Genomic DNA, 10214 nt, shown 5'->3' with positions numbered 1-10214 from the left:
CGACGAGATCCTCAAGCGCTTCGCCTCCAAGGACCTGATGGAGAAGACCGGCATCCCGGTCTCCCGCTGGTTCGACGGCGTGCTGGAGGCCAAGGAGAACATCGACCAGCCGAACGGCATCAAGGGCATGGTGTTCTGGGGCCACGCGCCCAACAGCCAGACGCGCCTGCCGGACATGCGCAAGGCGATGGGCAAGCTGGACATCCTGGTCGTCATCGACCCCTACCCGACGATGACCGCCGTGCTGCACGACCGCAAGGACGGCGTCTACCTGCTGCCCGCCGCCACGCAGTTCGAGACGGAGGGTTCGGCCACCGCGTCCAACCGCTCCGTCCAGTGGCGCGACAAGGTCATGGCCCCGCTGTTCGAGGCCAAGACCGACCACGAGATCATGTACTTGTTCGCCAAGAAGTTCGGCTTCGCCGAGCCGATGTTCAAGAACATCAAGGTGACCGGGAACGAGCCGTCGATCGAGGACACGACGCGGGAGTGGAACCGCGGCATGTGGTCGGTCGGCTACACCGGCCAGTCGCCGGAGCGCCTGAAGCTCCACATGGCCAACCAGCACACCTTCGACAAGACCACGCTGCGCGCCAACGGCGGCCCGTGCGACGGCGACTACTTCGGCCTGCCCTGGCCGTGCTGGGGCACGCCGGAGATGAAGCACCCCGGCTCCGCCAACCTGTACGACAACACGCTCCCCGTCGCCGAGGGCGGCGGCGCCTTCCGCGCGCGCTTCGGCGTGGAGCGCAACGGCGTCACCCTGCTGGCCGAAGGCGCCTTCCCGGTCAACTCCGAGATCAAGGACGGCTACCCGGAAGTCACCATGGCCATGCTCCAGAAGATGGGCTGGGACGCCGAGCTGACCGAATCCGAGATGGCCGTGATCAAGAAGATCGGCGGCGAGAAGATCGGTGCCGTGTCCTGGACCACCGACCTGTCGGGCGGCATCCAGCGCGTGGCGATCAAGCACGGCCTGAACCCGCCGGGCAACGCCAAGGCGCGCTGCGTGGCCTGGAACTTCCCGGACGCCGTGCCGGTGCACCGCGAGCCGCTGTACACGCCGCGCCGCGACCTCGTGGCGTCGTATCCGACCTACAAGGACACCAAGGCCTGGCGCCTGCCGACGCTGTACAAGTCCATCCAGGACCGCGACGTCTCCAAGGAATACCCGATCATCCTCACCTCGGGCCGTCTGGTCGAGTATGAGGGCGGCGGCGAGGAGACGCGCTCCAACCCCTGGCTGGCCGAGCTGCAGCAGGACATGTTCGTCGAGGTGAACCCCACCGACGCCAACAACCTGGGCATCAAGGACGGCCAGATGGTGTGGGTCGAGGGTGCCGAGAAGGGCAAGGTCAAGGTGAAGGCCATGGTGACCGAACGTGTCGGCCGCGGTGTCGCCTTCATGCCCTTCCACTTCGGCGGCTGGTTCCAGGGCGAGGACCTGCGCTCCAAGTACCCGGCCGGCGCCGACCCCATCGTGCTGGGCGAGGCCGCCAACACGGCGACGACCTACGGCTATGACCCGGTCACGCTGATGCAGGAAACCAAGACCACCCTCTGCCGCATTTCGGCCGCCTGATCACGGGAGTAGTTGAATCATGGCTCGCATGAAGTTCCTGTGCGACGCGGACCGCTGCATCGAGTGCAACGCCTGCGTCACGGCCTGCAAGAACGAGCACGAGGTGCCCTGGGGCATCAACCGCCGCCGCGTGGTGACGCTGAACGACGGCAAGCCGGGCGAGCGGTCGATCTCGGTCGCCTGCATGCACTGCTCGGACGCGCCCTGCAAGGCGGTGTGCCCGGTGGACTGCTTCTACCAGACCGAGGAAGGCGTGGTCCTGCACAACAAGGACCTGTGCATCGGCTGCGGCTACTGCTTCTACGCCTGCCCGTTCGGCGCCCCGCAGTACCCGCAGGCCGGCAACTTCGGCACCCGCGGCAAGATGGACAAGTGCACCTTCTGCTCGGGCGGTCCGGAGACCGACCATTCGGACGCGGAGTACAAGAAGTACGGCCGCAACCGCCTGGCCGAGGGCAAGCTGCCGCTGTGCGCCGAGATGTGCTCGACCAAGGCGCTGCTGGCCGGCGACGGCGACAAGGTGGCCAACATCTACCGCGAGCGCGTGGTGGCGCGCGGCTTCGGTTCCGGCGCCTGGGGCTGGGGCACGGCGTACCAGATGAAGTCGGGGTCATAGGGTTGAGTACCCCTCCCCCGCCTCCGGCGGGGGAGGGAGGGACCCAAGCGAAGCTTGGGAGGGTGGGGGCAAGTTGTTGCCGAGGATCAGTGGCCCCTGCCCGCCACGAAGGCCGTTGCCCCCACCCTGCCCGCTTGCGCGGGCTTCCCTCCCCCGGCGGGGCCAGGGGAGGGATAAAAGCCATCCGCGCCGTGCACGGAGAGACGAGATGAAGTCGAGGATCAAGGCGACGCTGACCTGTGCCCTGGGGCTGGCGCTGCTGCTCCTGGTGGCGATCGCCGCCGGCGCGCCGCCGGCCGGTGCCGGCGAGCCGATGCCGTCGGTGCCCACCCAGTCGGCCGCCGGCGCCACGGAGGCCGACCTGTGGCACAGCATCCGCCAGGGGGCGGCGGGCTACACCAGCCTGCCCAACCCGCGGGCCGGCGTGCTGATCCAGTCGGACGGCGAGCAGTGGCGGCACCTGCGCAACGGCCCCGTCGCCACCTACGGCACCTGGGCGCTGGGCGGCATCGTCGGCGCGCTGGCGCTGTTCTTCCTGCTGCGCGGCCGCATCCGCATTGACGGCGCCAAGACCGGCCGCACGGTCGAGCGCTTCAACCTGATCGAGCGGGCGGCGCACTGGCTGACCGCCGTCAGCTTCATCATCCTGGCCTTCACCGGCCTGAACCTGCTGTATGGCCGCGCCCTGCTGATGCCGCTGATCGGGGCGGGGCCGTTCGCCACGCTCACCGGCTGGGGCAAGCTAGCGCACAATTACCTGGGCTTCGCCTTCATCGCGGGGATCGTGCTGATCTTCCTGATGTGGGTGCGCCACAACCTGCCCGACCGCACGGATTTCACCTGGGTCCTGCGCGCCGGCGGCCTGTTCAGCAAAGGCGTGCACCCGCCCGCGAAGAAGTTCAACGCCGGCCAGAAGGTGATCTTCTGGTCCACCGTCGGCGGCGGCGCCATCCTGGGCTTCACCGGCATCCAACTGCTGTTCCCGTTCAGCTTCGGCACCCTGGCCGACATGCAGCTCTACCAGATCATCCACGCGGTGACGGCGCTGGGGCTGGCGGTGATCATCCTGGCGCACATCTACATCGGCTCCATCGGCATGGAGGGCGCCATGGCCGCCATGGGCTCCGGCCAGGTCGAGGAGCAGTGGGCGCGCGAGCACCACTCCCTGTGGGTTGCCGAGATCAAGGGGGAACCGGCCCCCCGCCCCCACCACGCCCCGGCGGAGTGAGGGGGCGGGCGAAAAGCTCCCGAATGGTGTAGTCTCAGCCCTATGACCGGCGGTGGCTTTCCCCACCCCGGCAACCGGATCCGAGGCGTCGGCATGGGGCAGCACAGCGGCAACGGGTGGACGCGCGGCCTGTGGTCCGCGCTGCTCGCCCTCCTCCTGCTCCTCGCCCTGCCCGTTGCGGCGCAGGAACAGCTGCCGCCGCCACCCGAACCGTCCTCATCCTCCGTCCGGCTCAGCGACGGCGCCACCAAGCCGCTGTCCGAACGCGCCGATTTCTGGCGCCACGTGCGCGAGGGCACCGAGGGCGCCGTCAACCAGCCGAACCGCGGCGTGCTGATCCAGCGCCAGGGGGCCGACTGGGGCTCCGTCCGCACGGAACTGGTCGCCACCTACGGCAAGCAGTTGATCGCCGTGTGCCTCGCCGTGATGGCGGCGTTTTTGCTGCTGCACGGCCGGTTCCGCGCATTCGCCGGCATGGTGGGCGACGCGCTGCGCCACCTGCGGCGGCTGGACCGCGTCGCCTACTGGCTGACCGCCGTCAGCTTCCTGCTGCTGGGCGTCTCCGGCCTCACCATCCTCTACGGCCGGCGGATGATCGCGCCGCTGATCGGCAAGGAGACGTTCGCCACCCTGGCCTACGTCAGCAAGGCCGTGCACGACACGGTGAGCTGGGCGTTCCTGGTGGGCGTGGCGCTCCTCATCCTCATGTGGCTGCGCAGCGCCGTGACCGGCCGCAGCCGGCCCGAGCTGCCGCTGTGGACGCGCCGCGGCCCGACGGCAAAAGGCAGCGCCGACGGCGACCCGCAGCCGGCCGCGCTGGGCCACACCGAGCGCCTCGTCTTCTGGTCGGCCATCGGCGGCGGCATCATCGTCAGCTACAGCGGGCTGGCGCTGCTGTTCCCGCTGGCGCTGGTCGAGCTGCAGCGCATGCAGCTGATGCAGATCGTGCACTCCGTCTCGTCGATGACGCTGGCGGCGCTGATCTTCGGCCACGTGCTGATCGCCGCCATCAGCATCCGCGAGAACGCCCGCAAGCTGACCGAGGCCAAGGAGGTGCTGGAGCAGCGCGTGTCCGAGCGCACGCAGGCGCTGCACCGCGTCAACGACATGCTGCGCCAGGAGATCCGCGAGCGCCGCGAGATCGAGATCGCCCTGGAGATCGCCCGCAACGAGGCGGTGGAGGCCAACCGCTCCAAGGACCGCTTCCTCGCCACCGCCAGCCACGACCTGCTCCAGCCGCTGAGCGCCGCGCGCCTCATGGTCTCCACCCTGCGCGAGCGCGCCATGCGGCCGGAGAACCGCGACCTCGTCGACCGCATCCACGTGGCGCTGAGCGGGGCGGAGGACCTGCTGGCCGACCTGCTGGACATTTCCAAGCTGGACGCCGGCGGCGTCACCGCCCGTGTGGCCGAAGTGCCGGTGGACAGCCTGCTGGAATCGCTGGCAACCGAGTTCGCGCCGGTGGCGCGGGAGGCGGGGCTGGAGTTGCGCACCGTTCCCTGCCGGCTGGTGGTGCGCACCGACCCGCACCTGCTGCTGCGCATCCTGCGCAACCTGCTCAGCAACGCCGTCCGCTACACGCGCGAGGGCCGCGTGCTGATCGGCTGCCGGCGGCGCGGCGACGCCCTGCGCTTCGATGTGTGGGACACCGGCATCGGCATCCCCGCCGACCGGCAGCAGGCCATCTTCGCCGAGTTCCACCGCGAGGCGCCGGCCGCCGGCCTGCACGGCAACGGCGCCGGCCTGGGCCTCGCCATCGTCGACCGCATCGCCCGCGTGCTGGAGCACCCGGTGGAGGTGCGCTCCGTGCCCGGCCGCGGCTCGGTCTTCTCGGTGGCGGTGCCGGTCGCGGCCGGCGTCACCGCGGCGGCGCTGGCCCAGCCCTTCAACGCCGACAACGACCTCGCCGGCACCGCCATCCTGGCCGTGGACAACGACGAGCACGTGCTGGTCGGCCTCACCGCGCTGCTGGAGCAATGGGGCTGCACCGTGCTGGCGGCGCGCAACCCGTACGAGGCGCTGGCGGCGGCGCGCAAGCGGCGCTTCACGCCGGACCTCGTCGTCACCGACTACCACCTGGACCACGGCGACACCGGCCTGGAGTTCGTCCGCCGCGCCCGTGCCGAGCTGGGCGGCGTTCCCGCCGTGATCATCACCGCCGACCGCAGCCCGGAGACCCGCGCGCGCATTACCGCGGCCGGCGTCCAACTGCTCAACAAGCCGGTGAAGCCCGCCAAGCTGCGCGCCCTGGTCAGCCACGCCGTGGCGCGGGTGCCGGCAGCGGAGTGAGCGGGCGCCCCGCTACTTCGCGCGAAACCTCGCTTGATTGGCCAGCATCACCGCCTGCGTGCGGTTGTAGACCTTCAGCTTGCGCAGAAGCGCGGTGACGTGCGTCTTCACCGTCGATTCCTTGATGCCCAGTTCGTAGGCGATCTGCTTGTTGGCCTTGCCTTCGGCCATCAGTTCCAGCACGCGCGACTCCGAGCGGCTGAGCTTGCGCAGCGCCGCCGTCTGGTCGCCGGCCGGTGCGTCCTCGGCCGCCGGCTTCGCCACCGGCGCGCTCGGCCACCAGCGTCCGCCGGCCAGCACCTTGGAAATGGCCTCGGCCATCACGTAGGGCTCGGCGGTCTTGGGGATGAAGCCGGCGGCGCCATAGGTGCCGGACTGGTGCACCGTCTCCGGGTCGGCGAAGGCGGACACGATGACGATGGGCACCGACGGCACGGCGTTGCGCAGGCTGACCAGCGCGCTGAACCCGGTGGCCTGCGGCATGGCGAGGTCGAGCAGGATCAAGTCCAGGTCGGCGTCGGCCAGGGCGCGCGCCTCGTCCAGCGTGCTGGCCTCCATCACGTGGAACTCCTCGCCCATGCCGGAGAGGATATCGCGCAGCGCCTTGCGGAACAGCGGATGGTCGTCGGCAATCAACACCGTCAGCATCGATCCCGTGACCCCTCGCCCCCATGGTTCGCCCGCGAACGGCAGTGTCCGGGAATTCCGCGCCCGACTCAAGCATGGCATTGCCTTCCCCGGAACCTCGGCCTCGGCCCGGCCGTTCGCAGGGCGTCGTAACAAATTCTCCGCATCCCGGCCCCGCCCAAAGCGGGTCTCGAACCGGCCGGGTAATCTGCGCTATACCCATGCGCCGGCAGCCGCCCGGCCACGCACGAGGGAGCAGGATGACCATCAGCATCGACATGGGCACGACGTCGTCGGGGACGCCGGCGAAGGTCAACCTTGAGGAGCTGCTGGCCACCCGCCTGCTGGTGCAGGGCAACTCCGGTTCGGGCAAGTCGCACCTGCTGCGCCGCCTGCTGGAGCAGAGCGCGCCCTGGGTGCAGCAGGCCGTCATCGACCCGGAGGGCGACTTCGTCACCCTGGCCGACAAGTACGGCCATCTGGTGGTGGAAGCCGACGAGCACACGGAAGGGGCGCTGACCCGCATCGCCGGCCGCGTGCGCCAGCACCGCGTGTCCACCGTGCTGAACCTGGAGGGGTTGGACGTCGAGGGGCAGATGCGCGCCGCCGCCGCCTTCCTGGGCGGGCTGTTCGACGCCGACCGCGACTTCTGGTACCCGATGCTGGTGGTCGTGGACGAGGCGCAACTGTTCGCCCCCTCGGCCGCCGGCGAGGTGGGGGACGAGGCGCGCAAGATTTCCCTGGGCGCCATGACCAACCTGATGTGCCGTGGCCGCAAGCGCGGGCTGGCCGGCGTCATCGCCACCCAGCGCCTCGCCAAGCTGGCCAAGAACGTGGCGGCCGAGGCGTCCAACTTCCTGATGGGCCGCACCTTCCTCGACATCGATATGGCGCGCGCGTCGGATCTCCTGGGCATGGAGCGCCGGCAGGCGGAGATGTTCCGCGACCTGGAACGCGGCCACTTCATCGGCCTGGGCCCCGCCATCGCGCGCCGTCCGCTGCCGGTGACCATCGGCGGCGTCGAGACGTCGGGCCGCAGCGGCAGCCCCAAGCTGATGCCCCTGCCCGAGGCCCCGCCGGAGGACGTGCACGAGCTGATCTTCAAGCCCGGCGAGCCGGAACCGGCGTTGCGTCCGGCGCCGCCCCGCCGGCCGCCGCCGCAGAACATGGACCTGCTGTTCCAGTTGGCCCAGTCGCGCCCGGCGCTGGCTCCAGCGCCCGAGCAGCCCCCCGCCGACACCGGCCCGGTGATGAGCGAGGAGGAGCGCAACGCCCTGCTGGACGAGGTGCTGCGCCAGGTGCTGTCCGAGCCGGATTCGTCCTTCCGCTCGGTCGCCGTGCTGTACCAGGACTTCCTGGTGCGCTGCCGCATCCACCGCCTGGGCGGCGAGCCGCTGGACCTGCCGGCCTTCCGCCGCAAGCTGGCGACCGCCCGCGCCGGCGTGGCCGCCGAGGCCGCCGGCAGCCCGGAATGGGAGAAGGCGCAGGCCGCCGCGGCGGGCCTGTCCGAGGACATCCAGGGCGTGTTCCTGATGCTGGCCCGCGCCGCGCTGGAAAAGGCGCCCTGCCCGTCCGACCACGAGGTGGCGCGCGCCTGCGGCAGCCGCTCCGCCGGCCGCGCGCGGCGCCTGCTGACCTACATGGAGCAGCGCGACGTGATCGTCTGCCGCACCGACCGCGGCGGCCAGCGCATCATCGCACTCCCCGGCCTGGGCTGGGAAACCGCCCCCGGCGATCCCAACGCCGAAACGCCCCCCGATCCGGATGACGGCGACCTGTTCGCCGTGGCGTGAGGCGTCAGCGGGCGTTCAGCGTCAGGCGCGAGATGAGGGCTCCACGGCTCTGTCCCTTGGCGCGGGCCATGTCGTCGAGGCGGCGCAGCACCCGGCGCGGCAGAGTGATGTTGACCCGCTCGATCGTGTCGTCGAACAGCGCGTCGTCCAGGTCGATGACGCCGATGACCCACCCCTGATACTCGGGGCGGGAACGCACGGCTTCCAGGCTCGACGGCGGCGGGATCGGCTGGCCGCCGTCGAGCGCCGCGTCGATCCAGGCAGCCGCCGCCTCGTGCGCCGCGTCCACCGCTTCATCCAGCGTGTCGCCGGCCGAGAAGCAGCCCGGCAGGTCGGGAACGACCACGCCGAACGCCGTTTCGGACGAGCCGCTTTCGATAAGGATCGGGTAGCGCATCAGAGACCTGCCTGCTTCCGGATCTGGGCGACGAGGCCGGTGCCGAAATCCTTCTTCGGATGCGGGACCACGATGATCCCGGGCCGCATCGGGTGTTTGAAGACGTGATGCGATCCCCGAACCCGATCAAGGGTCCTGCCCGCCGCCGTCAGTTCGCGGATGAGATCGGCGCTCTTCATCGTAAGGTACGCACTCCGATGGCAGTGTCAACGATACACACTGGCAAGCGCAAGGCGCGCGAACGCCGAGGCCGTTGGGAGCGGCCTCGGCCCGGAGCGGGTGTCGCGCTCAGCTCGTCACGAACCAGCTGGCGCTTACCTGCGCGGAGGTGACGCCGGCCAGCGTCACGCTGTCGCCGTTGCCGAAGCTGACCACCGCGCCGGACGCGCTGTCGCTCGCCGTCCAGGTGCGGCCGCCGGCCACGAGGCGGTCGCCGTCGGCGAAGCTGAAATCGCTCACCACGTCGGCGCCGCCGCCCGTGCCGAGCACGAAGCGGTCAGCCCCCGCGCCCCCGGTCAGCGTGTCGGTGCCCAGGTTGCCGTGCAGAACGTCGGCACCGGCATCGCCGGAGAGGACATCGTTGCCCTGGCCGCCGAACAGCGTGTCCGCGTCGGCGCCGCCGCCCAGCGTGTCGGCGCCCTGGTTGCCGTACAGCACGTCGTTGCCCGCCCCGCCGGAGATGAGGTCGGCGCCGAAGCCGCCCTGCAGCGTGTCCGCCCCCTCGCCGCCGCCCAGCGTGTCCATGGTGACCGAGCCGAGCAGCAGGTCGGCGCCCGCCGTGCCCAGGTTCACCACGCTGGTGGTGGTGAGCGTGGCAAGGTCCATCTCGATGCCCGAGAACATGGCCTTCTCCATCCCGTACAGCGTGTCGCTGCCGTCGAAGACGCCCATGTCCAGGCCGCGCACCACGACCACGTCGCCGGTCTTGGTGATGGAGTACATGTCCGCCAGCAGCGTGAACGACGCCGTGTCGATGCCGGCACCGCCGTAGAGCACGTCGTCGCCCTGCATGCCGATCAGCGTGTCGTTGCCGCCGGCACCGCTCAGCGTGTCGTTGCCGCCCATGCCGTTCAGCATCCAGCCGGCGTCGCTCTCGGCCGTGAAGGACTCGTTGGCGGTGGTGCCGACGATGGTGCGCTCGCCGCGGATCACGCCGCTGGTGTCAACCGGAGGAACGGTGACACCCGGCGGCAGGGTAACGCCAGGAGGAAGGGAAAGGCCCATGGTGTATCTCCGAGGATAATTATTAATAAGTTTTTCATCCAGAGGTAGACACCATAGGTGTTACTTGCTTTTTGCGGTGCCGCAACCTGCCCTTTCGTCGCAGGGGGAGGCGTTCGTCTTAGGGCTGCCGGCCTCCTCCGGCCCCTTCAGGCAGACGCCCGGCCCGGCCGCTCCGGCGGGAAGCAGCAGGACGCCCGCCTCCTCGAACGTCCGCACGATCTGCCGGGCCGAGGACGGGTGCAGGTCGTGGTGCCCCTGTTCGAAGCCGCGGATGGTGCTGCGCGACAGGGCGGCGCGCTCGGCAAGGTCGTTCTGCGTCCAGTCGAGAAAGCCTCGGGCCGCCCGGCACTGGCCGGGCGTCAACAGCGCTGCGCTTCCCATGGCGGGCCTTTTTATTTCGACCATTTTGGTTGAAATACGGGCTGCCCACCCCAAATGCAAGGTCCATCCCCACCGCC

At 70.1% G+C, this 10214-nt stretch carries 10 protein-coding genes; 5 read left to right on the top strand and 5 right to left on the bottom strand.

Annotation, left to right across the window (positions count from 1 at the left end; all coding sequences use genetic code 11):
• The 4 genes from VED21_RS07960 to VED21_RS07945 form a co-directional block, all read left to right on the top strand.
• A partial coding sequence (locus VED21_RS07960) for a formate dehydrogenase subunit alpha (protein WP_324881797.1) occupies positions 1 to 1582 on the top strand: 1582 nt, incomplete at its 5' end.
• Positions 1583 to 1601: 19 nt separating this feature from the next.
• Positions 1602 to 2198 (top strand): formate dehydrogenase FDH3 subunit beta, encoded by a 597-nt coding sequence (gene fdh3B / locus VED21_RS07955; RefSeq protein WP_324881796.1) that lies wholly within the window; start codon positions 1602 to 1604, stop codon positions 2196 to 2198.
• Positions 2199 to 2406: 208 nt separating this feature from the next.
• Positions 2407 to 3426, top strand: coding sequence for a formate dehydrogenase subunit gamma (locus tag VED21_RS07950; RefSeq protein ID WP_324881795.1), 1020 nt, complete (start codon positions 2407 to 2409; stop codon positions 3424 to 3426).
• 93 nt (positions 3427 to 3519) lie between these two features.
• Positions 3520 to 5715: a NahK/ErcS family hybrid sensor histidine kinase/response regulator gene (locus VED21_RS07945; protein WP_324881794.1), complete on the top strand. Its 2196-nt coding sequence runs from the start codon at positions 3520 to 3522 to the stop codon at positions 5713 to 5715.
• A 12-nt stretch (positions 5716 to 5727) separates the two neighbouring features.
• Here VED21_RS07945 and VED21_RS07940 read toward each other — a convergent pair whose 3' ends face one another.
• Positions 5728 to 6363 (bottom strand): response regulator transcription factor, encoded by a 636-nt coding sequence (locus VED21_RS07940; RefSeq protein WP_324881793.1) that lies wholly within the window; start codon positions 6361 to 6363, stop codon positions 5728 to 5730.
• A gap of 239 nt (positions 6364 to 6602) precedes the next feature.
• Here VED21_RS07940 and VED21_RS07935 point away from each other — a divergent pair, with 239 nt between their 5' ends.
• Complete coding sequence (locus VED21_RS07935) at positions 6603 to 8135, top strand: ATP-binding protein (protein WP_324881792.1); 1533 nt, start codon at positions 6603 to 6605, stop codon at positions 8133 to 8135.
• A gap of 4 nt (positions 8136 to 8139) precedes the next feature.
• On the opposite strand, the gene VED21_RS07930 is transcribed toward VED21_RS07935, so the two are convergent.
• The 4 genes from VED21_RS07930 to VED21_RS07915 all read right to left on the bottom strand — a co-directional run bounded on the left by VED21_RS07930 (position 8140) and on the right by VED21_RS07915 (position 10137).
• Positions 8140 to 8532: a type II toxin-antitoxin system HicB family antitoxin gene (locus VED21_RS07930; RefSeq protein WP_324881791.1), complete on the bottom strand. Its 393-nt coding sequence runs from the start codon at positions 8530 to 8532 to the stop codon at positions 8140 to 8142.
• Positions 8532 to 8711, bottom strand: coding sequence for a type II toxin-antitoxin system HicA family toxin (locus VED21_RS07925; RefSeq protein ID WP_324881790.1), 180 nt, complete (start codon positions 8709 to 8711; stop codon positions 8532 to 8534). The genes VED21_RS07930 and VED21_RS07925 overlap by 1 nt, the downstream gene beginning before the upstream one ends.
• A gap of 109 nt (positions 8712 to 8820) precedes the next feature.
• Positions 8821 to 9756, bottom strand: a complete 936-nt coding sequence (locus VED21_RS07920) for a calcium-binding protein (protein WP_324881789.1) — start codon at positions 9754 to 9756, stop codon at positions 8821 to 8823.
• A gap of 60 nt (positions 9757 to 9816) precedes the next feature.
• Positions 9817 to 10137, bottom strand: coding sequence for a helix-turn-helix transcriptional regulator (locus VED21_RS07915; RefSeq protein WP_324881788.1), 321 nt, complete (start codon positions 10135 to 10137; stop codon positions 9817 to 9819).
• Between the last annotated feature and the right edge of the window lie 77 nt (positions 10138 to 10214).

Origin of the sequence: Azospirillum sp. (assembly GCF_035627195.1) — a bacterium.
GTDB lineage: Bacteria > Pseudomonadota > Alphaproteobacteria > Azospirillales > Azospirillaceae > Azospirillum.
The sequence above is the reverse complement of the archived record's forward strand: the minus strand, read 5'-3'. Positions and strand labels throughout refer to the sequence as shown.